At 40.0% G+C, this 23,922-nt stretch carries 21 protein-coding genes, 1 pseudogene and 1 riboswitch; of the genes and pseudogenes, 17 read left to right on the forward strand and 5 right to left on the reverse strand.

Annotated features, from left to right (window positions below; translation table 11 throughout):
• The first annotated feature begins 18 nt into the window (after positions 1–18).
• Positions 19–2,160, forward strand: coding sequence for a HelD family protein (locus PQ460_RS06100; RefSeq protein WP_274172056.1), 2,142 nt, complete (start codon positions 19–21; stop codon positions 2,158–2,160).
• A 110-nt stretch (positions 2,161–2,270) separates the two neighbouring features.
• Here the strand turns inward: PQ460_RS06100 and PQ460_RS06105 are convergent, their stop codons facing one another.
• Positions 2,271–2,564, reverse strand: a complete 294-nt coding sequence (locus PQ460_RS06105) for a cupin domain-containing protein (protein ID WP_274172057.1) — start codon at positions 2,562–2,564, stop codon at positions 2,271–2,273.
• Between the two features lie 153 nt (positions 2,565–2,717).
• On the opposite strand from PQ460_RS06105, the gene PQ460_RS06110 reads away from it, so the two are divergent.
• From PQ460_RS06110 to crcB (PQ460_RS06120), 3 genes are all read left to right on the forward strand, one after another.
• The gene (locus PQ460_RS06110) at positions 2,718–4,037 is read left to right on the forward strand and encodes a replication-associated recombination protein A (RefSeq protein ID WP_274172058.1); all 1,320 of its coding nucleotides are present in this window, start codon (positions 2,718–2,720) and stop codon (positions 4,035–4,037) included.
• A gap of 45 nt (positions 4,038–4,082) precedes the next feature.
• Positions 4,083–4,145: riboswitch (Fluoride riboswitch) on the forward strand.
• A 68-nt stretch (positions 4,146–4,213) separates the two neighbouring features.
• Positions 4,214–4,606, forward strand: coding sequence for a fluoride efflux transporter CrcB (gene crcB, locus PQ460_RS06115; RefSeq protein ID WP_274172059.1), 393 nt, complete (start codon positions 4,214–4,216; stop codon positions 4,604–4,606).
• Positions 4,596–4,961, forward strand: a complete 366-nt coding sequence (gene crcB / locus PQ460_RS06120; protein ID WP_274172060.1) for a fluoride efflux transporter CrcB — start codon at positions 4,596–4,598, stop codon at positions 4,959–4,961. The genes crcB (PQ460_RS06115) and crcB (PQ460_RS06120) overlap by 11 nt, the downstream gene beginning before the upstream one ends.
• A gap of 172 nt (positions 4,962–5,133) precedes the next feature.
• On the opposite strand, the gene mnmA is transcribed toward crcB (PQ460_RS06120), so the two are convergent.
• A complete protein-coding gene (mnmA, locus tag PQ460_RS06125; RefSeq protein WP_274172061.1) occupies positions 5,134–6,258 on the reverse strand; it encodes a tRNA 2-thiouridine(34) synthase MnmA in 1,125 nt (374 codons plus the stop codon).
• Positions 6,259–6,588: 330 nt separating this feature from the next.
• Here mnmA and cymR point away from each other — a divergent pair, with 330 nt between their 5' ends.
• The 13 genes from cymR (at position 6,589) to PQ460_RS06190 (ending at position 20,123) form a co-directional block, all read left to right on the forward strand.
• On the forward strand, positions 6,589–7,008 hold the full coding sequence (cymR, locus tag PQ460_RS06130) for a cysteine metabolism transcriptional regulator CymR (protein ID WP_069329183.1): 420 nt from the start codon (positions 6,589–6,591) through the stop codon (positions 7,006–7,008).
• A gap of 115 nt (positions 7,009–7,123) precedes the next feature.
• A complete protein-coding gene (locus PQ460_RS06135) occupies positions 7,124–8,275 on the forward strand; it encodes a cysteine desulfurase family protein (RefSeq protein WP_274172062.1) in 1,152 nt (383 codons plus the stop codon).
• 119 nt (positions 8,276–8,394) lie between these two features.
• The gene (locus PQ460_RS06140; protein WP_273613340.1) at positions 8,395–8,901 is read left to right on the forward strand and encodes a PRC-barrel domain-containing protein; all 507 of its coding nucleotides are present in this window, start codon (positions 8,395–8,397) and stop codon (positions 8,899–8,901) included.
• A gap of 28 nt (positions 8,902–8,929) precedes the next feature.
• The gene (locus PQ460_RS06145; RefSeq protein ID WP_273613339.1) at positions 8,930–9,124 is read left to right on the forward strand and encodes a hypothetical protein; all 195 of its coding nucleotides are present in this window, start codon (positions 8,930–8,932) and stop codon (positions 9,122–9,124) included.
• A gap of 557 nt (positions 9,125–9,681) precedes the next feature.
• Positions 9,682–12,309 carry an alanine--tRNA ligase gene (gene alaS, locus PQ460_RS06150; RefSeq protein WP_274172063.1) on the forward strand — a complete coding sequence of 876 codons (2,628 nt, stop codon included), beginning with the start codon at positions 9,682–9,684 and terminating at the stop codon, positions 12,307–12,309.
• Positions 12,310–12,530: 221 nt separating this feature from the next.
• Entirely contained in the window at positions 12,531–12,791 is a 261-nt protein-coding gene (locus PQ460_RS06155; protein WP_069329188.1) for an IreB family regulatory phosphoprotein, read from the forward strand.
• A gap of 17 nt (positions 12,792–12,808) precedes the next feature.
• Positions 12,809–13,225 carry a Holliday junction resolvase RuvX gene (ruvX, locus tag PQ460_RS06160; RefSeq protein ID WP_204822992.1) on the forward strand — a complete coding sequence of 139 codons (417 nt, stop codon included), beginning with the start codon at positions 12,809–12,811 and terminating at the stop codon, positions 13,223–13,225.
• Between the two features lie 11 nt (positions 13,226–13,236).
• Positions 13,237–13,533 (forward strand): DUF1292 domain-containing protein, encoded by a 297-nt coding sequence (locus PQ460_RS06165; protein WP_204822993.1) that lies wholly within the window; start codon positions 13,237–13,239, stop codon positions 13,531–13,533.
• A gap of 4 nt (positions 13,534–13,537) precedes the next feature.
• On the forward strand, positions 13,538–13,846 hold the full coding sequence (locus tag PQ460_RS06170; RefSeq protein ID WP_204822994.1) for a DUF1292 domain-containing protein: 309 nt from the start codon (positions 13,538–13,540) through the stop codon (positions 13,844–13,846).
• A gap of 177 nt (positions 13,847–14,023) precedes the next feature.
• Positions 14,024–14,986, forward strand: a complete 963-nt coding sequence (gene mltG / locus PQ460_RS06175; protein WP_443147208.1) for an endolytic transglycosylase MltG — start codon at positions 14,024–14,026, stop codon at positions 14,984–14,986.
• Positions 14,987–15,010: 24 nt separating this feature from the next.
• Positions 15,011–15,943 carry a peptidase U32 family protein gene (locus PQ460_RS06180; protein WP_274172064.1) on the forward strand — a complete coding sequence of 311 codons (933 nt, stop codon included), beginning with the start codon at positions 15,011–15,013 and terminating at the stop codon, positions 15,941–15,943.
• 40 nt (positions 15,944–15,983) lie between these two features.
• The gene (locus PQ460_RS06185; RefSeq protein ID WP_274172065.1) at positions 15,984–17,354 is read left to right on the forward strand and encodes a peptidase U32 family protein; all 1,371 of its coding nucleotides are present in this window, start codon (positions 15,984–15,986) and stop codon (positions 17,352–17,354) included.
• Positions 17,355–17,582: 228 nt separating this feature from the next.
• Positions 17,583–20,123, forward strand: coding sequence for a methyl-accepting chemotaxis protein (locus tag PQ460_RS06190; protein ID WP_274172066.1), 2,541 nt, complete (start codon positions 17,583–17,585; stop codon positions 20,121–20,123).
• Positions 20,124–20,297: 174 nt separating this feature from the next.
• Here the strand turns inward: PQ460_RS06190 and PQ460_RS06195 are convergent, their stop codons facing one another.
• The 3 genes and pseudogenes from PQ460_RS06195 to PQ460_RS06205 form a co-directional block, all read right to left on the reverse strand.
• On the reverse strand, positions 20,298–21,422 hold the full coding sequence (locus PQ460_RS06195) for an AI-2E family transporter (protein WP_274172067.1): 1,125 nt from the start codon (positions 21,420–21,422) through the stop codon (positions 20,298–20,300).
• Between the two features lie 148 nt (positions 21,423–21,570).
• Positions 21,571–23,241, reverse strand: a complete 1,671-nt coding sequence (ilvD, locus tag PQ460_RS06200; protein WP_273616345.1) for a dihydroxy-acid dehydratase — start codon at positions 23,239–23,241, stop codon at positions 21,571–21,573.
• A 298-nt stretch (positions 23,242–23,539) separates the two neighbouring features.
• Positions 23,540–23,779, reverse strand: a pseudogene (locus tag PQ460_RS06205) (KGG domain-containing protein); the annotation flags it as partial.
• Positions 23,780–23,922 lie beyond the last annotated feature (143 nt).

Here is a 23,922-nt window from a genome sequence, read left to right on the forward strand (position 1 = left end):
CTTAGGAGGTAACTGAAATTGGAGGACAACTTTCAAAGTGCCTATCAAGAAGAGCAAGACAAGTTGCAACAAACAGTTGTTGAGATTGATGAACAACTAGAGCGTTTAAGCCAGATTCCTGTCTATACGGGGCATGATTTTACCGAACAGATTTTGGAATCCGGTCGTGAACAGCAACGTCAATCTCTTTCGAAAAGCGCACAAGCACCATATTTTGGTCGTCTGGATTTTGCAGAAGGAGAAGAAGGAACACGCCAACCTCTGTATATTGGTAAGATCGGTGTTGGCAAGTCTGAGGTAGAGGATCAGCCGTTAGTAATTGATTGGCGAGCACCTGTAGCAAGTTTGTTTTACTCATTTACAGGCGGAGAAGAAGCAGCAGTCTATGAAGCACCAGAAGGATTGATTCAAGGATTGGTCTATCTTAAGCGTAATATTGTTATTCATCAACGCATGTTAGAACGTCTAGCAGATACGTATGATCGTGAAAGTACAGAGCCCGCAGTCACCGATGAATTTCTAGTGTACCGTCTGGGCGAAAACAAAGATAACAAACTACGCGATATTGTATCTACGATTCAAGCCGAGCAAGATCGGATTATCCGCGCTGCCAAAAATACAGCACTGGTCATTCAAGGCGTCGCAGGTAGTGGAAAAACAACGGTTGCTTTGCACCGATTAGCTTTTTTACTGTATCAATATCAAGAGCAAGTATCTGCCGATAAAATGATTATTTTTGCACCCAACCATATGTTTTTAGATTACATTTCGGAAGTGTTGCCAGAACTGGGTGTAGGCGATATTCAGCAGAGTACATTTAGTGATTGGGCACAACAGATTCTGGAAAGTGATATTCGTCTGGTACCTCAATCAGAGACGTATGAATACTGGTTTGAAAATACAGATCGTCCGGCTGTTACAGATCACACCCCTTCACGTTACAAAGGATCACTTGCTTTTATGCAGTTGATTCGTGAGTATGTGAACGTATTGGAACAGACGGCTGTACCTGAGCTTGATTTCAATCCGTGGGATGAGGCTGTTTTGTCACAGCAAGAGATACTGGAATGGTTCAATAACGAATACAAACACTATCCATTAGCGAAGCGCAAAGAACGGGTGATGGCACGTGTTCATCGCTGGATAGAAATGCAGCTTAAAGTAGCACCTTCAGAAGCAATTCGCAAAGAACGCAAGAAAAAAGCAGCTCAACGAGAAAAAGCATACTTAAATAAATGGCCTAAATACGAGCCATTATCATTATATAAACAGTTATTTAAAGCGATCAAAAGTGGTAACCATGCTGAAGCACTTCAATCGATCTGGGAACAGATCCCGGCAGAGGTGCTAAAACAGGTATCTGCTGAATTAAAAAAAGATCGTATTCGTGAAGATGATCTGCCTGCTCTAGTCTATATCCATACGTTACTTCATGAGATGGAAGCAGAACATCGATTTGACCATGTGGTTATGGATGAAGCACAAGACTTTTCTCCTTTTCATGTCGCTTTGCTTGATCTTTATGTACGTGGTAGTTCATTTACGATATTAGGTGATCTATCGCAAGGGATTCATGCTTATCGCGGAGTACATCAATGGGAAGAGATCAGTGATTTATTTACTCCAGAACAGACTGATTATTTCCCGCTGACTCGAAGTTATCGTTCGACGATGGAAATTATCGAATTTGCAAATATCATTTTGGAAAAAGGTGTACAAAATGGAATTACAGCTGTACCTGTATTCCGTAGTGGTGATCCTGTGCGGATGATTCCTTGTTCAACAGATACACGTCTGGAGACAATCCGCTCGAACTGGCAACAATTGCAGACCAAAGATTACCGGACTACAGCCATTTTGACACGAACATTACATGAAGCTATTGAATTACATCAACAACTAACCGAGCAAGGGATAGAGATTCATTTAATTGATGGAGGTAAAGCCGCTTATCAAGGTGGGCATTCGATTTTACCTGTATATTTATCCAAAGGGTTAGAATTTGATGCTGTTATTGTGAGTGATGTGGATACCGACCATTATCGTAATGATGCATGGGATGCCAAGTTATTATATGTAGGTTGTACGCGTGCATTGCATGAATTATGGATTATGCACGGACAGCAGATCCCTGAGTATATTACGAGCGATACAGAATAAAAAGAATACAGAAAAAGAGAGTTCTCTGTACAGTTGATCTGTAGAAGAACTCTCTTTTCTGCTTTTTGTGCAAAATAATGTTAAAATAAAGAGAAGGGCTTTAGTATGATTTAAGATTTGATAACTAAAATCGATGTATCTTCAAGTGCTTTAAGTGAATGGTATTCATCCGGTTCCATCACTAACACTTCATTAGCAGATAGTGTGATTTCTTGATCGGACACAGTAAATACAACCTTTCCACTTTTGACAATAATGAATACTTGTTTAGGACTTTTATGAGTAGGAATTTCTTGCGCTGCACTTAATTGCAGATGAACGATTTGACGGGCTTCGGTATTGTAGATCGAAGTTATTTTTTTGTCTTGTTGAGGTATGACTGTATCTAATGAAATAGTTTGCATAATATAGGTCTCCTTTGGGTTAATAAAATAAAGCAATAATATGATCGATGTGGATCTGCTTTTAATATATACCGGAATGATCATGATATAGGTGATTACAGTCACTATAAATGTGACAGTACAAATGATGGATTATAGATAGGATGTGAACGTATGGACTTATTTTCGTATGATGATCGTGGTCAGGATGCTGAATCGAATAGTATGGGTGTACTTGCTGACCGGATGCGTCCACAGTCACTCGATGAATATATAGGGCAAGAACAGATTGTAGGTCAAGGTAAATTGTTGCGTCGTGCGATTGAAGCCGATCAAGTATCGTCTATTTTGCTGTATGGGCCACCGGGTTGTGGTAAGACCACATTAGCTCATATTATTTCCAAGCATACGCAAGCTGAATTTGTACGATTGAATGCCGTTGAAGCGACAGTTAAAGAAGTTCGTGAAGTGATCGAGCGTGCACAGACGAATAAGTCGCTATATGGAACGAAAACGATTCTTTTTTTAGATGAGGTACATCGTTTTAACAGTTCTCGTCAGGATGCTCTATTACCAGCAGTAGAAAAAGGAACGATTATTTTTATTGGGGCAACTACCGAAAATCCTTTTCACTATGTGAATGGCGCATTGATGAGCCGATCGACTTTGTTTCAATTAGAACCACTGAATCAAGAACATTCCATGATTGCGATGAAACGTGCTCTTGGTGATGCTGAACGTGGACTTGGATTTATGCAATTACAGGTGGATGAAGAAGCACTACAACATATTGCTTCGATGGCAAATGGAGATATTCGGCGTGCTCTTAATGCATTAGAACTTGCCGCTGTGACTACTCCTCCAGACGCAGAAGGCAATATTCATGTCACTTTGGAGGTGGCAGAAGAATCGATTCGTCGTCCGATTGTCCGAGCAGATGAATCGACTCAATATGATGTGTTGTCTGCTTTTCACAAAAGTATACGGGGTTCCAGTGATGCCGCTTTATTCTGGTTCTTGTATGCAGTCGAAAAGTTAGGGATGGACCCGATGACATTTCTACGACGCTTAATCGCCGCTAGTAGTGAAGATATCGGTCTGGCTAATCCACAAGCGATGATTCAGTCGTTAGGGGCGCTAGATGCATATCGTACGAACGGTTGGCCTGAAGCGAAGCTAAATATTGCGCAAGCAATTTTGTTTGCTGTAGAAAGTCCGAAGTCTAATGCAGTCTATACAGCGATCTCCAGCGCTATGTCAGCGATAGATGAGATCAAGTCTGCTGAAGTTCCACTGCATTTACGGGATACTCATTACAAAGGGGCTGCACAGTTAGGGCATGAAGGATACAAGTATCCTCATAACTTCCCGAATCATTTTGTCAAACAAGAGTATTTGCCAAAAGGTATTTCTCGTAAAGTATTTTATCAAGCGACAGAGCAAGGCAATGAATCGAAAATTAAGTTGAATCAAGAGCGTCGTAGAGGATTGTAATATGCCAATCTTTACAAACCAATAGTCATACGTTATATTAAAATCAACTAAATCGGCGATGGAGTTCGCCATTGACTGCTGGTTTCAGCTAATGACTCCTACTTGTGCAATCACAGGATTACTGTGTGTTGTTCGAGTAGGAGTTATTTTTATGTACAGGAAAGGGGATTATAAATATGTATTATGTCTGGGTAGCTCTATTTGGCGTATTAGGAGCATTATGTCGTTATCTAACAGGAGTATGGATTGTCAGCCCTGGCTTTCCGCTAGCCACATTGATCATTAATATTGTTGGATGTTTTCTATTAGCTATCGTGATGAAGTACTTAGCGGAACTTCCTTATATCTCCAAAACGATTATTACAGCGTTGGGTACAGGATTTGTAGGTTCATTTACTACCTTTTCAACATTCAGTCTGGAAAGTATCCAACTGATCGAAAAACACTGGTATGGCACAGCAGCCCTTTATATTGGAGCCAGTCTTATAGGTGGATTGTTATCTTCAAGCTTCGGATTCTATGTTAGTGAACAGTGGCTGAACAAAAGGAGGAACCGTCATGCTCATTAATATGTTGTTGGTATCTGTAGGAGCTGTATTTGGCGTTCTGGCTCGCTTATTGTTATCCAATTGGATGAAAACGAAGTGGCCGATGCAATTTCCTTTAGCGACATTATGTATTAATGTTAGCGGTTCTTTTTTGCTAGGATTATTATTCGCTTCAGGGTTGAATAGTCACTTTCAATTGTTAATTGGAACTGGTTTTATGGGTAGTTATACTACTTTCTCAACATTCAAATTAGAAAATATTGAATTACATCTCAAGCAAAAGTATCGTCTGTTTTGGAGTTATATTGGTGCTTCATATATACTAGGTATCGGCTGTGCAGGGCTTGGATTATGGGTTGGAAATACGTATTTCTAATCATCTCGAAAATCTAAAATACCCAATCAAAAAAGAGTTACCGATGACAATCATCAGTAACTCTTTTTTGTAATACTTATTTATGATCATGTCTATCAAATATTGTTACTCTTGAACCTGTACTATTACATAAAATACTACCAGTATCTTGAGCCGATACTATACAGAGCAATTATACTACTGCTTCGTAAGCTACTTTTTCCACGACATCAATCGTACCGCCACCAAGACAAAGTTCGCCATCATAGAAAACAACAGCTTGTCCTGGAGTGATAGCTTTTTGTGGCTCATCGAACTGTACATGGACATTACCTTCTGCTTGCCATGTTAATGTAACTCCTTGATCCGGTTGACGATAACGGAATTTGGCTACACAATGCAGTGTAGTACCCGGTGCATGCTCTGAACCATCAATCCAGTTCATTACAGATGCGACAAGACCGGTAGAGTATAGACTTGGATGTTGATCACCTTGTACAACATACAGAATATTTTGTTCCAAATCTTTGTCAGCGACAAACCATGGATTACCATTTCCTGAACCGCCAATACCCAATCCTTGACGTTGTCCAAGCGTATAATACATCAATCCATCATGATCACCTTTTACTTCACCTGTTGCAATATCGACCATTTTGCCAGATTTGGCAGGCAAATATCCACTTAAAAATTCGCGGAAATTACGTTCACCGATAAAGCATACGCCTGTGCTATCTTTTTTCTTCGCTGTATATAGACCTGCTTCTTCTGCAATACGACGTACTTCAGGTTTTGGTAAATGACCGATTGGGAACATCGTTTTGGATAATTGCTTTTGATTCAATGCATTTAAGAAATACGTTTGATCTTTGCCATTATCGATACCACGTAGCAATTGGAAAACGCCGTCTTTTTCAACGACACGTGCATAATGACCTGTAGCTACATAATCAGCACCTAGATCCATCGCTTTATTCAAAAATTCACCAAACTTGATCTCACGGTTACACATCACGTCTGGATTCGGTGTACGTCCACGTTTGTATTCGTCTAAGAAATAAGTGAATACTTTATCGAAATATTCTTTTTCAAAATTGACGGTATAGTAAGGAATCCCGATCTGTTCACAGACCCGGCGTACATCTTCTGAATCTTCTTCTGCTGTGCAATGACCGAACTCATCGGTATCATCCCAGTTTTTCATAAAAATTCCGATTACATCATAACCTTGTTGTTTGAGTAGCAACGCCGTTACTGAGGAATCGACTCCGCCGGACATACCGACAACGACACGAGTGTCTGCTTTTGCTTTTTCCATTTGTACTCACCACTTTATATAAGATGAGATGATTCTATTATTTGCGAAATGATTAATAGGAAGTGCACAATAATAAGAGTTCATCTGTAAAAGGTATATCTAACCGACAGCAATAATTCATTGTACCATTTTCTTGTAACATAACGTTGTAAAAGGCACGAATAATTTCCCATAAAGCCTGTATATATGTTACGATAGGTAACAAGAATGATCGGAATACAGTGAATTATCGGAATTTTACGATACGTGCAACTATTAATAATAATTGAGGTTGTTCAATAAATCAACGATTTATCATTGTTTTTGCCAAATTTAAGTGAGGTGCCCTATATGAAGATATCAACTAAAGGACGTTACGGTCTAACGATTATGATGGAATTGTCTTCCCGTTTTGGTGAAGGCCCGACATCACTCAAAAGTATCGCTGAAAAAAATCAACTTTCTGAACATTATTTGGAGCAATTGATCGCTCCACTTCGTAATGCCGGATTAGTAAAAAGTATCCGTGGTGCGTATGGCGGTTATATTTTGTCTCGTGAACCGGAAACGATCACAGCAGGTGAAGTGATCCGTGTACTTGAAGGTCCAATCTCAGTGGTTGATTTTACCGATGAAGATGTAGCAGCGAAGCGTCATTTATGGATGCAGATTCGTGACGCAATCGCACAAGTGATTGATTCAACGACGCTCAAAGACTTGATCACGTATCGTGAGCAAGGTCAAGAAGACAATTATATGTTTTATATCTAAATTCGATGTAGACCACAAGACGGAGGGGAACCCGCAGGTATATTGCTGCTCCCTTCCGTTTTTTGTTGTCTTTGTACGTATATTTTATTTTCTTATACAGAAAGGTGAATACATGATGAAAGCTATTTATTTAGATCATGCGGCTTCTACCCCGATTCATCCAAAAGTCGCTGAACAGATGTTAAAAGTAATGACAGATACCCACGGTAATGCTTCAAGTGTGCATGCTTTTGGTCGCTCTGCGAAAAAAGTAGTCAGTGGAGCAAGAGATCAAATGGCTAAACGGTTAGGATGCCGCCCTGATGAGCTTGTTTTTACAGCAGGAGGAACTGAAAGTGATAATTTGGCTTTATTCGGTATTGCTGAATCATTACGTCATAAAGGCAATCATATTATCACTTCACAAATTGAACATCATGCGGTACTTCATGCGTGTGAAGCTCTGGAAAGTCGTGGATATGAAGTGACTTATCTGCCTGTCGATCAACATGGATTGGTTCATATTGAAGACGTAGAAGCGGCGATCCGTCCAGAAACGATATTGATTAGTATTATGTTTGGCAACAATGAAGTCGGTACGATTCAGCCGATTGCAGCAATAGGACAGCTGGCACGTTCTAAAGACATTATTTTTCATACCGATGCTGTGCAAGCATTAGGTGCTATTGATTTGAACTGTCATGAATTGCCTGTTGATTTGATTAGCTTTTCCTCTCACAAAATCAATGGTCCTCAAGGGATCGGTGCTCTTTATATTCGTCATGGTGTCAAAGTAGAACCTGTTCTTTATGGAGGACTGCAAGAACGCAAACGTCGTGCAGGTACTGAGAATTTAGCGGGTATTGCCGGTTTTGGTCAAGCGGTAGAACTAGCAGTAGAAGGATTACCAGAGCGTATAGAGCATCTTCATTCGCTGCGTACGTATATGCTGGAATGTCTGGAACATGAAGTAGGATCAGAAGGGTATGCAGTCAATACGCCTATCGATCAATCATTGCCTCATATTCTGAATATTAGCTTTCCCGGTGTGAAAAGTGAAACGATGTTAATGAATTTGGATATGGAACATATTGCAGCTGCAAGTGGGTCTGCATGCACTTCAGGTTCGTTAGAATTGTCACATGTTCTTCAAGCAATGAAAATTCCTGAAAATCTATTGAATTCCGCGATTCGCTTTAGCTTTGGGATGGGTAATACTAGGGAAGAAATAGCATATGTAACACAAAAAATTGCAACTATTTTAAAGCGCATACGTAGTAGAAATTAGGGCTCCCCTGTGTGGTGAATAATAAGGGAGGGAAGATGATCATATGACGCCAACAGCCGGGCAAGAAAGAAATGATTTTCTTCCTGCGCAATCTATGCGATGAGGAGGTCCTGAGCGTTATGAAGATGCAGGGAATGATTGGACTTGCTGTATTTGATATTGAAGATGGCAAGCAACTTGGTAAAATTCACGATTTTATATTAAGCGAAGACTGGTCTGTTCAAGGTTTTGAACTGGAAGGTAAAAGCTTTTTCTCATTACAAGTGCGTACCATACTGTGGGAAGATATTGTGTCCTATGGAGAAGACGCTATTATGATCCGTAATCAACAGGCAGTCCGCCAGATCGCGGCTGACGATATTAAACATACATTTTTGATCGGTCAAAACAAAATTAAAGATATGCCACTTCTGACCAGTGATGGAGCGATGTTAGGGTATGTCTCTGATGTTTATTTTGACCACGAGTTGGGTAAAAGCATTACCGGGATTGAAATCAGTGATGGCTTTATCTCGGATATGATAGGTGGAAGAAAGTGGCTTCCGGTAAGCGGACAAGTTGCTTTTGGTGAAAGCGCGATTATGGTGCCGATCGAAAGTAATGAACGACTAGAGGAATGTCATTAAACTTGGAGACGGATAGGGTGAGCGCTGAATGAAATGTCCAAATTGTAATTCAAAAGATATTGGTAAAATTGGTTCCCATCAATTTTATTGCTGGGGTTGTTTTATCGAGCTAACAGTAAATGGTGGCAAAATGTCTGTATATCAAGTCGAAGAAGACGGCACACTAAGTTCATTAGATGATTTGTTTGTCGAAGAACCAGTAGCTATGTATACACAAGCTTGAGCCTTTTTATAAACATGAACGATGTATAGAGTGGCGAATATCGGCTGTTTTGACAGCGCGGTACAATTCTTATCTTATACATACTACGTGTATCAGCGCTATTTTAAAAACCCCGTCTTGTATTGCACATCTGTAGAGGTGGCGATAGAAGTCGGGGCTTTTAAGCATGACCGATGCGATTGACAGACGTATGGGCGCTAGATATACTGATATAGTTGTTAAAGAACCGTGAAATTTCGGAATATGGACGATCCATGACCCGAAATAAAGGAGATCCAGGCATACATCTTTTGTTACACAGGTAATTGAAGTGATGACCGAACCCTACATAGGTATTATTGGACGTATTAAGCGGTTGTTTGTCACTTGATTCACAAAACCTATACACAATAAAAGAGCGGTTGCAGGGACTAATGTTAGATACACACCAGAACACCGCCCCTGATTTTGCGCAGGGCGCTTTTTTTTTACCGACTTGTCAGTAGATACAGGTTGGATAGATCACACTGGATCAACAAGAAATAGATGTTTAACTATTCTGAGGAGGCTCATTACTTATGAAAGCAAGTGAAATTCGTTCCAAATGGCTCGCTTTTTTTGAAAGCAAAGGACACAATGTAGAGCCAAGTGCTCCACTGGTACCTCATAATGACCCATCTCTATTATGGATTAATGCGGGTATGGCTCCACTGAAAGCGTATTTTGATGGACGCGAAAAACCTGAAAATCCACGTATCACTAATTCACAAAAATGTATTCGTACCAACGATATTGAAAACGTAGGTAAAACACGTCGTCACCATACCTTTTTTGAAATGTTAGGAAACTTCTCAATCGGTGATTATTTCAAAGAAGAAGCGATCACTTGGGCGTGGGAATTTTTGACAGGAAAAGAATGGATCGGATTTGATCCAGAACGTTTATCAGTTACAGTCTATCCAGAAGATGAAGAAGCTTTCAAATTGTGGAACGAGAAAATCGGTCTACCGGCTGAACGTATTATTCGTCTGGAAGAAAACTTCTGGGATATCGGCGAAGGCCCTTGTGGACCTTGTAGTGAGATTTTCTATGATCGTGGAGATGCTTATGGTGCTCTTGATCCAAATGATCCAGAAATGTATCCAGGTGGAGAAAACGAACGTTTCTTAGAAGTATGGAACCTGGTATTCTCTCAATTTAATCATAACAAAGATGGTAGCTACACACCGCTACCGAACAAAAATATAGATACAGGTGCAGGTTTAGAACGTTTTGCTTCGATTTTGCAAGAAGTGGATTCTAACTTTGACACTGACTTGTTCCAACCGATTATTCAACAAGCTGCTCAAATTGCAGGCGTAACTTACAAACAAAACGAAGAAACCGATGTAGCATTGAAAGTTATTGCTGACCATATTCGTACTGTTGCTTTTGCAGCGGCTGACGGTGTATTGCCTTCCAATGAAGGACGTGGTTATGTTATTCGTCGTTTGCTACGTCGTGCTGTACGTTACGGTAAAGTGATCGGTCTGGATAAACCGTTCTTATTCAGCTTAACAGGTATTGTAGGCGAGATTATGGGTGTCTACTATCCAGAAGTAGTATCCAAACGTGAATTTATCGAGAAAATTATTCGTACAGAAGAAGAGCGTTTCCATGAGACTTTATCCGATGGTTTGAATATTTTGGCTGATCTGAGTACACAAGCGAAGCAAAATGGACAAACAGCAATCAGTGGTGCAGAAGCGTTCAAATTATATGATACGTATGGTTTCCCGTTTGACTTAACAGAAGATTATGCAGCAGAAAATGGACTAACTGTAGACCGTGAAGGCTTTGATGCAGCCATGCAAGAGCAACGTGATCGCGCTCGTGCTGCTCGTCAAGATAGCGGCAGTATGAAAGTTCAAGGCGGTGTATTGTCTGATTTTGAAGGCAAAAGTGAATTTATCGGTTATGAGCAATTAACAGTACAAGCTACTGTAGTCGCTTTGATTCAAGAAGAAGCATCGGTAGATCGTGTAGGCGAAGGGCAACAATGTCAGGTGATTCTGGATGTAACTCCTTTCTATGCAGAAAGTGGCGGTCAGATCAGTGACGTAGGTCGTTTGAGCAATGATACGGTTGAGGCTTCTGTCGAAGGATTGTTCAAAGCTCCACGCGGACAATTTGTGCATATCGTTACTGTAAGTTCGGGTGAACTGCATATCGGTGATGTCGTAACAGCAGAAGTAGATGCACCAAACCGTAACGATATTATCAAAAACCATACAGCGACTCACTTATTGCATCAAGCGCTTAAAGATGTATTAGGTACACATGTTAATCAAGCCGGTTCACTGGTTGAAGCAGAACGTTTGCGTTTTGACTTTTCTCACTTCGGTAGTATTACACCGGAAGAACTTGCAGATATCGAGCGTCGTGTGAATCAGGAGATCTGGAAAGGTCTAGATGTAGAGATTGAGTACAAAGGAATCGACGAAGCGAAAGCAATGGGCGCTATGGCACTATTTGGTGAAAAATATGGCGATATTGTACGTGTAGTCCAAATCGGTGATTACAGTATTGAATTATGTGGTGGTTGTCATGTTGATAACACAGCACGTATCGGATTGTTCAAATTGGTATCTGAAAGTGGTATTGGTTCGGGTGTACGCCGTATCGAAGCCGTTACTGGACGGCTAGCATACATGTTCTTAGATAGCCAATTGGATATTTTGAAGCAAGCTGCGGTACAATTGAAATCAAACGTACATGATGTTCCTAAACGTATTGAATCGCTTAACCAACAACTACGCGATCTAGGTCGTGAGAATGAATCACTGCAAAGCAAATTAAGCTTGATTGAAGCAGGTCAATTAACAGATCAAGTCGAAACTGTAGGTTCTACTCAACTGTTAGCTGTCTCTGTTAATGTTCCAAGTATGGATGCTTTGCGTGGTCTAGCAGATGAATTAAAAGGCAAGTTGCCTGAAGCAGTGCTTGTTCTAGGTGCAGCTCAAGACGACAAAGTAAACTTTGTTGTTGTTGTTCCGAAGTCTGGTATTGAACGCGGACTACATGCAGGTAAATTGGTGAAAGAAGTCGCTGCTATCTGTGGTGGCGGTGGTGGTGGTCGTCCTGATATGGCGCAAGCTGGTGGTAAAGATGCTTCCAAATTAACAGAAGCTCTTGCAGCAGCGAAGCAACATGTCGCTTCGATTTAATGATATTAGGAACAGATAATGGGTATAAAAAGATAAGGAATAGCGTGTTAGATTCAAAAAGGTGAAACAATTTTGTAACTTTTTGAATTGTTTTAACGTAAATATTCCTTGTATATCCCTTGTTGTGTTATGATGAAAAAGAATCAGCATGAATAGCAAGGGATTCCATTTTGAGGAAGTGTACAAGTATACACTTTTTCCAAAAAGCGAGGTGTCAGCGAGTGGACTCCATGGATAAAACAGTTAAATTTAATGTGAAGGGTGACGAGCACGAAACCTCTTCTCAGGAAATACTTCTCACTGTATACGATGCACTGGTTGAGAAGGAATACAACCCGATCAATCAAATGGTTGGATATTTAATCTCAGGGGACCCCGCTTACATTCCCCGGCATAAAAATGCTAGAAGTTTGATCGGCAAAAAAGAGCGGGATGAATTAATAGAAGAACTGGTCCGATCCTACCTGGCCAGTCATCGGTAGAGACGGAGCGTAAAGAAATGAGAATATTAGGGTTAGATTATGGGGATCGAAAAATTGGCGTTGCAATCAGCGACGCTTTTGGCTGGACCGCTCAAGGGGTAGAAGTCATTGATCGCAAGCGTACCAAGGATGTGGATGCGCGTATCGTCGAGCTTATACGTGAGCTTGAAGTGACAGAGATCGTGGTTGGATTACCTAAGAATATGAACGGAAGCGTCGGTCCCCGTGGTCAACTAAGTATGGAATTCGCTGAAAGTCTCAAAGAATCTGTGCAGCTACCTGTTCACCTATGGGATGAAAGGCTTACCACTGTCTCAGCTGAGCGTACGCTTATTGAAGCAGATGTAAGTCGCAAGAAACGCAAGCAAGTGGTTGATAAAATGGCTGCAAGCTTGATTTTACAAAATTACTTGGATGCCAAAAGTAAAAGGTGAGGGTGGTAAATATGGCTAAAGATCAAAATTTGCTTGAGGAAGAACCAGAAATTATTTATATTCCTGATGATGAAGGTAATGAGGAAGAGTTTGAAGTCATCATGAAATTCGAGGTTGATGGTTCGGACGCCAAATATATGATGGTCGTGCCTATGGAATCCACAGAGGACGATACCGACGAAGTATATGCGTTTCGATATGAAGAAGAAGGCGAAGATCTCAAACTTTTCATTATCGAAAATGAAGAGGAATGGCAGATCGTTGAAGAAACATTCAATACTTTAGTTGCTGAATTGGATGGTGAATAAACCTATGACTGATCTTTCTGCGAGTAACGTCAAGTTTACGTCAAGATTGCTGGAAGCTTATGGTCTGTTGATTGAACTAACGGATGAACAGAACGAAGTGACTGTTTATCGTATTGTCAGTGAATTTCAGATAGACACAGGGACTTATGCAGTCTTGCAAAAAGATAATGGTATTCCTGAAGACGAAGTCGAGATTTTAAAAATTATCGATGCTGCGGATGGACAACCTGAACTTGTGACTATTGATGATGATGATGAATGGGAAGATGTAGCCGAGCTATATGACGAACTGACATTACCGTTTGAAGATTAATCACGGATGCAGTACAATATGCACAATTATCTTCCAAAAAGAGCGGGATCTTTCCGCTCTTTTTGGCTGTAAAAGGAGCTGTTATATTCATTGCGCAGACGAGGTAGGACAGGGATATGGATTATATTGATTGTTCTGATTGTGATTGCAGCCGGTATTGGCTATGGGTGGAATGCTATGCAACCTACAGCAGCATCGGATCAAGTAGTACCGTATACGTTAAAGCAAGGTACAAGCACAGCTACAGTAGCTGATGAATTAGCTCAAAATGGATTAATCAAAAATGCGTTCGCTTTTAAAGTGTATTTGAAAATGAAAAGCGAAGGCAGTGAATTCAAAGCAGGTGATTATGAATTCACTCCAGGTTTAACGTATGATCAGATTATTTCAAAGTTAGATAATGCAGAAGTTGTTGTGCCCAAAACGATGAAATTTACGATTCCTGAAGGGTATACAGTAACTCAGATTGCCGATAAATTAAGTGAGGCTGGGTATATAGATCGCGATGCTTTTATGAAATTAGTAGATGATCCTTCTTCTTTAAAACTCGCTCAAGAACTTAAAGTGCCAACAGGTGATGGTATTCTGCATCCACTGGAAGGTTATTTGTTCCCGGCAACGTATGATCTACCGATTGAAAGTACAGAATCCGATATTATTGCTAATATGTTGTTAGCGACTCGCACCAAGCTACGCTCAATTGATAATCTGGATGCTCAACTAAAAGAACGTAATCTCACGGTTCACCAGCTGTTGACAGAAGCTTCTCTAGTGGAGCGTGAAGTCGTAGTTCCAGCAGAAAGAGCGCAAGTCGCAGGTGTCATCGATAATCGTCTCAAGCAAAAGATGAAGCTTCAAATTGATGCAACTGTGCAATATGCCCTAGGCAAGCAAAAAGATCGACTGTTATACTCAGATCTTAAAATAGATAGTCCTTACAACACGTACTTACATGAAGGTTTACCACCGGGGCCAATCGCTAATCCAGGTCTGGATGCGATCAAAGCAGCACTGGCACCTGAAGCTTCAGAATATCTGTATTATGTTACGAAAAAAGACGGTACAGGCGGTCATTTATTTGCCAAAACGTATCAAGAACATCTCAAAAATATAGAAACAAGCAAGAGTACAGCCAAATAAGGCTGTGTGGGAGGCGGCTTCAAGATGAATAAAAAACCTGAACTGTTAGTTACAGCATCTTCACTCGAAGAATTGTATCGTTTAGCAGAAGCGGGAGCCGATGCTTTTTTGATCGGTGAAGAACGTTATGGTATGCGGCTGTCTGGGGAGTTCAAAGTAGAAGATATTGCACAAGCAGTAGATTATGCGCATGAACATGGCAAGCGTATTTATGTAGCGGTTAATAATTTAATGACAAATGACTTATTAGAAGGTTTACCGGATTATATGAAGCAGATGGCAAAGTTACAAGTCGACGGGATCGAATTTGGTGATCCGGCGATAGTAGGTCTAGCTCGTGAGTATGCGCCTGAGATCGCTTTGCACTGGAATGCAGAGATGACTTCTACCAATGCGACTACAGCGAACTACTGGGGTCGTAAAGGCGCTACACGTGCTGTGCTAGCACGTGAGCTCAATATGGATGAGATTACAGGCATGATCGATACATTAGAAGTAGAAGCTCAAGTACAGGTACATGGGATGACTAATATTTATCATTCCAAAAGACGTCTAGTTGGTAGTTATATGCAACATCAAGGTCGACCGGTTGATGGTGATGATTTGGGTCTGCAACGTGGACTGTTTTTGATCGAAGCTGAGCGTCGTGATGAGAAATTTCCTATCTATGAAGATAACAATGGAACCCATATTATGAGTTCAGAAGATGTCTGTATTCTGGAAGATTTGCATTTGTTAATGGAAGCTGGCGTTCAAAGTTTTAAAATCGAAGGTATTCTCAAATCTATCGCGTATAACGAAACAGCGGTCCGGATGTTCCGTCAAGCGATTGATCAGTATGCTCAAGATCCAGAACAGTATGAATTTGATGAATCATGGATGGATGAGATTCGCCGTATGCAAGATCCTGAACGTGAATTGTCATTTGGATTCTTTTATAAAGAACAAGTATTTTGATAAAGGTAAGAATGGAATGATTGAAAAAGGGGGGCTTTCCATGTCAACAACGGAAAAACCAAAGTATTATGGTAAACGTCATCGTCTTGCCAAACCTGAATTACTAGCACCGGCTGGTAATTTGGAAAAACTGAAATTTGCTATTCATTATGGGGCAGATGCAGTCTATATTGGTGGACAAAAATACGGTCTTCGTTCGAATGCAGATAACTTCAGCTTTGAAGAAATGCGCGAAGGAGTAGAATTTGCTAATCGCTATGGTGCTAAAGTATTTGTAGCTACCAATATCTATGCTCATGATGAAGATATAGCAGGTCTGGAAGAATATTTATGTAAATTAGAAGAAGTCGGTATCTCTGCGGTGATTGTAGCCGATCCTGCGATTATTGAGACCGCTCTTCGTTGTGCACCGGGTCTGGAAGTGCATTTGAGTACACAGCAATCCACATTGAACTGGCAAGCGGTGAAATTCTGGAAAGAAGAAGGATTGCCACGAGTGGTATTAGGACGGGAAACAAGCTTTGCGGAGATCGCGGAGATCAAAAAAAATGTTGATGTTGAAATCGAAGCGTTTATTCATGGAGCAATGTGTTCTTCTTTCTCTGGACGTTGTGTATTATCGAACCATTTTACAGATCGTGATTCTAATCGCGGGGGATGCTGTCAGTCTTGTCGTTGGAAATATGATCTTTTTGAAGATGCTCGTTCAGAACAAGAATGGGTATCCGAAGAAGATGCAGCAGACCAACAGATGTTGCAACAGTTTAGTCTGGGCGTGAATCAAAAGCCTTTATACGAAGAACAAGATTCTGCGTTCTCGATGGGTTCTAAAGATTTGTGTATGTTAGAACATATTCCTAGTCTGATTGAAGTCGGCGTAGATAGCTTCAAAATTGAAGGTCGTATGAAATCTATTCACTATGTAGCGACTGTGGTTAATGCGTATCGTCAAGCGATCGACTCTTATATGGCTGATCCCGAGAACTATGTATTAAAGCCAGAATGGCTTGAAGATATTAACAAAGCAGCTAACCGTCCGCTAAATACAGGATTTTTCTATGATACACCTGATCATGAAGATCATATTTACGAAGCAGAAGAAAAAGCAGTTCCTTATGATTTTGCAGGATTAGTATTGGATTATGATGAAGCTACAGGGATCGCTACTGTGCAACAACGTAATCATTTCAAACCAGGACAGCAAATTGAATTTTTTGGACCGAATCAAATGTTCTTCAAACAAACAGTCGGTCAATTATGGGATGAAGCAGGCAATGAATTAGATGCTGCCCGTCACCCTTTACAAAAAGTGAAAATGAAAGTAGATCATCCTGTTCGTTATTTTGATATGATGCGCAAAAATAACACTAAACAAGCCAAACAAGCTGTAAAAGCAACAGTAACCGTCTAATCATAGTTCATGATTCTGTATCATAAGCTAGATAGTTTACAATTATATTATGTAATAAGGTCTATTATACGTCATAGTATAATAGACCTTATTTTTTTGCGAAAAGGGGTTCAAATTTCCTGTTTTATAACCGATAATGGAATCAAGAGCATTTTCGATGCTTATTTTTTGTTTCGTTTATTAAGGTGAAACAGGGATAAACCAGTCGAATTACATAAAAAAACCTGTATGCACACGAAATCTAAAACGGCGGTGAAGATTATGGGGTTATTGCAGAAAAAAGGCAAAACAAAAAGCAAAATAACACTTCCAGACACCAAGAAGCTTGAAAAAGAGCAAAAAAAGCAACTCAAACGTGAACGTACAGGTTTATCGAAAAAGGCGAAAGAAACAGCTCAGAAAAAATGGTTTACACAACAAAAGAAAACGCATACAACTAATTCTTCTTTTCCCTCTCCTACCGTCAAAACGGCGCGTACATTTCCGAAGTGGGCGCAAATTCCCAAAAGACTAACCTTTTCTACAAACAAAGACAATCCATCCAATGATCCATCTGTACCTGCTCAGCGCTGGCGTGGCTTACATCCAGCTAAATCGGTAGGGATTAAATTATTCCTTATCTTTTTTATCGCCATTATGTTGCTTGTTGTATCATTAGGCACATTCTCGTATTTAACTGCCAAAAGTATTATTAAAGAAAATGCAGCAGTTGGTAATGAACAAACGATTATTCAAACAGGTGAAAAATTAGATGTCATTTTGGGACAATTGGTTAATTCATCGACTCAAATCTTTTTTGATCCTAATATGCAAGAAGAGTTAATCAACTTATCCAAACCCGGTATAGATGATTTTGATAAATTCCAAGCTGTTAATGCGATTACAAGTAATCTACAAAATCAATTAAATTCATTAGATGCGATTGATTCGATCTATATCGTACCTATGAACAAAAATGTAAATGTAGTTGGAGCTGGTGTACAAATTCCAGCAGCCGAGGATGTGCGTAATACAGCATGGTACAAAGAATTAGAAAGTGGCAATGGTGTAATGCAATGGGTTCCTACTATGGAGATGCAAGGCACTGTCAAAAACTTTTTATTTGCACGAGCTGTACGTACGACTAATTCTTCCGATTCGTTTGTATTCGTGATTAGTGCTAACAGTAAGTTGATTGAAGATCAGATTGCTAATGTAAATATGGGTACAGGTGGTCGTGTTGATCTTATTGGCGGTGCTACGAATACAGTGATTGCATCGACGAATAGTGCAGACATTTCCAAGCCATCCAACTATAGCTTTTTACCTCAATTGACAGAGAAAAGCGGTCGAGTTGAAAATAGTGATGGTCAATCGCCTATTCTGATCGCTTACAGTACACTTCAAAATTCAGATTGGAAATTGGTAGGAACTGTACCGATTAATGAACTGGTATCTAGCGCCAAACCTATTTTGAATATGACATTAATTTTTGCAGTCATTGACGCTGTATTCGCTGTATTGATCGGTATCTTTATTATTCGTATTATTGCGAAGCCATTACAAAATCTACAACAATTGATGCGCAAAGGTGCACAAGGTAAATTGAATGTGCGTACGACTCATAAGTCTGAAGATGAGATTGGACAATTGGGTGCCGCTTTTAATGAAATGATGGAAAATATTACGAACCTTGTAAAACAGACCAATCAATCTGCTCAAGAAGTACTGGGTACTGCAACAATATTGAGTAATGCGTCTAAGCAGACCGCTACATCAGCGAAAGAAATAGCAGTAGCGACAGAAGAAATTGCAAATGGTGCAGGTAGCCTTGCCTTAGAAGCAGAACGGGGTACAGAACTTGCTGATGGCATTATGGGTCAAATGAATAAAGTGATCAGTGCTAACAATGAAATGGGTGCTTCTGCGCATGATGTAGAACAAGCAAGTGAGACAGGTGTACAGCATATGGAGAAATTGCTAACCCGTACACAAACGACAGAAGATATGATTCGTTCGTTAGGTGCTCGTATTGACTCATTGCAACAAAGTACTTCATCTGTACAACAAGTGCTTGATGTCATGCAGAATATTACGAAACAAACCAATATTTTATCACTCAATGCAACGATTGAAGCCGCTCGTGCTGGAGCCGCTGGTAAAGGATTTATGGTGGTTGCTGATGAAGTACGCAAACTAGCAGAACAATCGCGCGAATCTATTCTTATGGTTGGTAAAATCACAACTAATATTCAGCAAGAAATGGAAGAAACGATTAAAGTTCTGAATAACGCGTATCCGTTATTCAAGCAACAAACTGAAGCAGTTAAAGATACAACAACTATTTTCGAATCAGTACAAGGTCAGATGTCTGCTTTTGTAACGAAGTTAAACTCTGTAACAGCTTCGATTAATGATCTGAGTCAAGTACAGAATACGATGTCTGAAGCGATGAGTAATGTGAGTGCAGTAGCAGAACAGTCTTCTGCCACTTCACAAGAAGTAGCTTCACTGAGCAATGAACAACACAATGTTAGTGGTCAGCTTGTTCAACTATCCGGTCAATTGGAAAATGTATCGCTTGATCTGAAAGAAACTATTTCTCGCTTTACAGTAGATGAAGAAGAGACTCATTCTTCTGAGGTATCTTCAGATTCTCCAGACGATGTTGTTGAAGAACAGACTGCACAAGCCGAAGAATCTGATTCGTCTACACCTGTTGATATCGACCAATCACAAACAGCGGAAAATGATACACTATTAGATAACGAGTCAGACAAAAGAACGTAATATAGATACACTCGCTTATATGAGTACAGATTGTATCTATCACGTCATTATTTTAGCTACAGCTATGTATAAGAAAAGCCGAAAGACCTTTGTTTATAAAGGTTTTTCGGCTTTTTGCTATCTATACCATATCATTATCACCATTTACACTTACCAAGTCTGCTGAATGAATAGCTATTGTACAGGCGGAGGAGGAACATCTTCGGTAATCGGTTCAAATTCTTCTTTTGGAAGTCGAATCCAGCGTTGTAGATATCCTTGTAACCACAATTCTTTTAACAAAATAATTAAAATAGGTGATAATACCAATCCAACCACACCAAAAATTGATAATGAAATAATCATTGCAGACAACATCAAGTAAGCAGAGGAAATGCCAATCGAATTACCTGTGATTTTGGGTTCAAGCAATTGACGGGTTAACATCACCACGACCAGTAAAACGATCAATCCGATAGCAAGCCCTGTCTCACCAACTACAAAAAGATACACAATCCATGGAATAAAAATGACTGGAATACCGAGTAATGGCAAAATATCAAATGCTGCACTGAGTAACGAGATTGAGAAAGCATTATTCACTCCTAAAATCAGCAATCCTATGTACACCAATACAAAAGTGATCATCACCATTATCAATTGTGCTTTCAGATAAGCTCCAATCGCATAGAAAACATGTTCTTTCAAAAAGAAATAAGCTTTTTTCAGCGTATTCGGTGTGCGTTCGGTAGCGACACGTCGCCAAAGATTAATTTCAGCACTCAAAAAGAAAGCTAAAATAATACCTACAGCAAAGTTAGCAATAAAGGTAGAAAATGAACTGAGCCAGCCCAATACATAATTAAAAGCTGCTTTGCCCCAGATCGCTAAATTCCCTGTAAAGATAGCAAAATATTCATTGATTCGCTGTGTAACATTATCTGGTAATGTATTTAACTCTTGATGCATTAGTGTAGTCAGTCTTGTAAAATGACCTTGCACAATTCTAGCGTATTCAGGTAAGTTATCAGCAATCTGAGCAGATTGAGAAATAAAGATTAATCCTGCTCCAAATAAAGCGCCGAGTAGAAATAATACAAAGGTGAGAACTGCTATTGCTGAACAGACCATTTTGGGCAATCCACGACGATTTAAAAACATAGCAAAAGGTTCGATTAAAGCAAAAATAATAAAAGATAAAAAGATAGGCGCTGCAATATGATAAAGCTTGCTAGCAAGCAATAACACTAGATATACCGTCAAAATGACAATCCCGATATCAAAAGCAGTACGCCAATATTTTTTGTATAAAGGAAGCATAAGCAGACTAAATCTCCTTTTCTAACAGAGTATACAAGCATTTTATAAGTGGACTTCATTTACGTCAACAGAAAAAGGAACTGCCCCTGAGGACAGTTCCTTTTGAGTGGTGCATCATTTTCTATCGAATAATAGAAAGGAGAGAAGACTATATTTTCATAACTCCGCCCATACTTGCATTCGTTACAAGTTTGGAATAACGAGCTAGATATCCTGTTTTTACTTTAGGTTCAAATTCAACCCAACCTTTACGACGTTCAGCAAATTCTTCTTCACTGATATGAAGTTCGATTTTGCGTTCGTTCAGATCCAGTTCAATAATATCTCCGTCATTAACGAAAGCGATAGGGCCGCCTTCAGCTGCTTCTGGAGAAATATGACCGATACTGATACCACGAGAAGCTCCTGAGAAGCGTCCATCGGTGATTAGACCGACTTTGGCACCAAGACCCATACCTACGATTTGGGAAGTAGGAGCAAGCATCTCCGGCATACCAGGGCCACCTTTAGGTCCTTCATAACGGATAACAACGACATGACCTTCTTTAACATGACCGTTAGCAATACCGTATAGAGCATCATCTTGTGAATCGAAGCAGATAGCAGGGCCTTTATGGTATCCGCCAACAGAAGGATCAACTGCTCCAACTTTGATAATTGCACCTTGAGGAGCCAGATTACCGAACAATACAGCTAGACCGCCACGCTCAGAGTGAGGATTATCAATTTTGTGGATAACTTCTGTATTTTGAATCTCTTGACCTTCTACATTTTCACGAATTGTTTTACCTGTAACTGTAATACAATCTGGATGTAGAGCGCCTGGTTTTTTAAGCAATTCATTCAATACAGCACTTACGCCACCTGCCAAATGCACATCTTCGATATGCCAGTCAGAAGCTGGAGCTAATTTTGCTAAGTGAGGTACGCGGTTAGCGACTTCATTGATACGTTCGATCGGATAATCGATACCTGCTTCTTGAGCAAGTGCCAATGTATGAAGAACTGTATTTGTAGAACCACCCATCGCCATATCCAAAGCAAAAGCATTATCCAAAGCTTCTTTTGTTACGATATCACGAGGTTTAAGGTCTAATTTGATCAATTCCATTAATTGTGTAGCTGATTTACGAACAAAATCACGACGATCTTCAGAGACTGCAAGGATAGTTCCGTTACCTGGCAAAGCAATACCCATTGCTTCTGCTAGACAGTTCATGGAGTTCGCTGTGAACATTCCTGAACAAGATCCACAAGTTGGACAACCAAATTGTTCTAATTCAAGTAGACTTGCATCATCAATCTTACCAGCTTGATAAGCACCTACACCTTCAAATACAGATGTTAGGGAAATCGAGCGACCATTTTTGTCTTTACCAGCTTTCATCGGTCCACCGCTAACAAACATCGTAGGGATGTTTACGCGAAGAGCACCCATCATCATACCTGGTGTGATTTTGTCACAGTTTGGAATACAAACCATGCCATCAAACCAGTGAGCTGCAACAACAGTTTCAAGTGAATCAGCAATAATTTCACGACTTGGTAATGAATAACGCATACCAATGTGTCCCATTGCGATACCATCATCTACGCCGATGGTGTTAAATTCAAACGGAACGCCGCCTGCTTCACGGATCGCTTCTTTAACGATTTTACCGAACTCTTGCAAATGTACATGACCGGGTACGATATCAATATAAGAGTTACATACCGCGATAAACGGTTTACCAAAATCTTCTTCTTTAACGCCAGCGGCACGAAGTAAGCTACGATGTGGTGCACGATCGAACCCTTTTTTGATCATATCGGAACGCATTTTTTTGCCCTTGTTGACTACCATGGTGTCGATTTCCCCCCAAATATATAATAGTAAGCTTTTAAGCTTTAGCGCGTTGTAACGCCAAAGGTAAAAGCTAAAAAAGTCTTGCATAATGTAGTATACAGATACGAATTACGCGGAAGTTTTCTATAGAGTCTATCATATGTGTTAGCTTTTTTCTAGCGAATATATATTAAATCTGTAGTAAAACAAAATAAAATGCAAAAGAAATGCGAAAAAAAAGCAGACATTCCACCATTAATGGAAAAGTCTGCTTTTTATGGTATTAACGACTGCCGCCTTTTTTACCTATTTCTCTATAAAAGTCTTTGTCGTGAGATTCGGAAGTAGCTTCGCCACCTTTTTTACCAATTTCTTGATAAAATTCTTTGTCATGAGACTCAGAAGTAGCTTCTCCGCCTTTTTTGCCGATCTGTTGATAAAATTGTTTGTTATGTTTTTTGGAGGTTGCCTGGCCACCCATACGACCTGCTTCTTCACGGCTCATTTTGCCGTTGTTGTTATTCTGTGCCATCACCAAATCACTCCTTATTCATATAAGTGTAAGCATGGAACGCCATGTATACTTATCCGTTACTTACCCGTCTCATTTATAGTGAAACGAAAAATTAGGAATGAGTTGGAAAAAAATATAAGATTAAGCTAGAAAATCATCCT

Source organism: Paenibacillus sp. KACC 21273, from assembly GCF_028736095.1.
Lineage (GTDB): Bacteria > Bacillota > Bacilli > Paenibacillales > Paenibacillaceae > Saccharibacillus > Saccharibacillus kyungheensis.

What these genes read in the sequence shown, in the direction of transcription:
- cymR (WP_069329183.1), top strand. Translation starts at nt 6,589, where the DNA reads ATGAAGATATCAACTAAAGGACGTTACGGTCTAACGATTATGATGGAA.
- alaS (WP_274172063.1), top strand. Translation starts at nt 9,682, where the DNA reads ATGAAAGCAAGTGAAATTCGTTCCAAATGGCTCGCTTTTTTTGAAAGC.
- PQ460_RS06110 (WP_274172058.1), top strand. Translation starts at nt 2,718, where the DNA reads ATGGACTTATTTTCGTATGATGATCGTGGTCAGGATGCTGAATCGAAT.
- crcB (WP_274172060.1), top strand. Translation starts at nt 4,596, where the DNA reads ATGCTCATTAATATGTTGTTGGTATCTGTAGGAGCTGTATTTGGCGTT.
- PQ460_RS06170 (WP_204822994.1), top strand. Translation starts at nt 13,538, where the DNA reads ATGACTGATCTTTCTGCGAGTAACGTCAAGTTTACGTCAAGATTGCTG.
- PQ460_RS06145 (WP_273613339.1), top strand. Translation starts at nt 8,930, where the DNA reads ATGAAATGTCCAAATTGTAATTCAAAAGATATTGGTAAAATTGGTTCC.
- PQ460_RS06180 (WP_274172064.1), top strand. Translation starts at nt 15,011, where the DNA reads ATGAATAAAAAACCTGAACTGTTAGTTACAGCATCTTCACTCGAAGAA.
- PQ460_RS06140 (WP_273613340.1), top strand. Translation starts at nt 8,395, where the DNA reads ATGAAGATGCAGGGAATGATTGGACTTGCTGTATTTGATATTGAAGAT.
- crcB (WP_274172059.1), top strand. Translation starts at nt 4,214, where the DNA reads ATGTATTATGTCTGGGTAGCTCTATTTGGCGTATTAGGAGCATTATGT.
- PQ460_RS06105 (WP_274172057.1), bottom strand. Translation starts at nt 2,564, where the DNA reads ATGCAAACTATTTCATTAGATACAGTCATACCTCAACAAGACAAAAAA.
- mnmA (WP_274172061.1), bottom strand. Translation starts at nt 6,258, where the DNA reads ATGGAAAAAGCAAAAGCAGACACTCGTGTCGTTGTCGGTATGTCCGGC.
- PQ460_RS06165 (WP_204822993.1), top strand. Translation starts at nt 13,237, where the DNA reads ATGGCTAAAGATCAAAATTTGCTTGAGGAAGAACCAGAAATTATTTAT.
- PQ460_RS06185 (WP_274172065.1), top strand. Translation starts at nt 15,984, where the DNA reads ATGTCAACAACGGAAAAACCAAAGTATTATGGTAAACGTCATCGTCTT.
- PQ460_RS06135 (WP_274172062.1), top strand. Translation starts at nt 7,124, where the DNA reads ATGAAAGCTATTTATTTAGATCATGCGGCTTCTACCCCGATTCATCCA.
- mltG (WP_443147208.1), top strand. Translation starts at nt 14,024, where the DNA reads ATGCAACCTACAGCAGCATCGGATCAAGTAGTACCGTATACGTTAAAG.
- PQ460_RS06195 (WP_274172067.1), bottom strand. Translation starts at nt 21,422, where the DNA reads ATGCTTCCTTTATACAAAAAATATTGGCGTACTGCTTTTGATATCGGG.
- PQ460_RS06190 (WP_274172066.1), top strand. Translation starts at nt 17,583, where the DNA reads ATGCACACGAAATCTAAAACGGCGGTGAAGATTATGGGGTTATTGCAG.
- ilvD (WP_273616345.1), bottom strand. Translation starts at nt 23,241, where the DNA reads ATGCGTTCCGATATGATCAAAAAAGGGTTCGATCGTGCACCACATCGT.
- ruvX (WP_204822992.1), top strand. Translation starts at nt 12,809, where the DNA reads ATGAGAATATTAGGGTTAGATTATGGGGATCGAAAAATTGGCGTTGCA.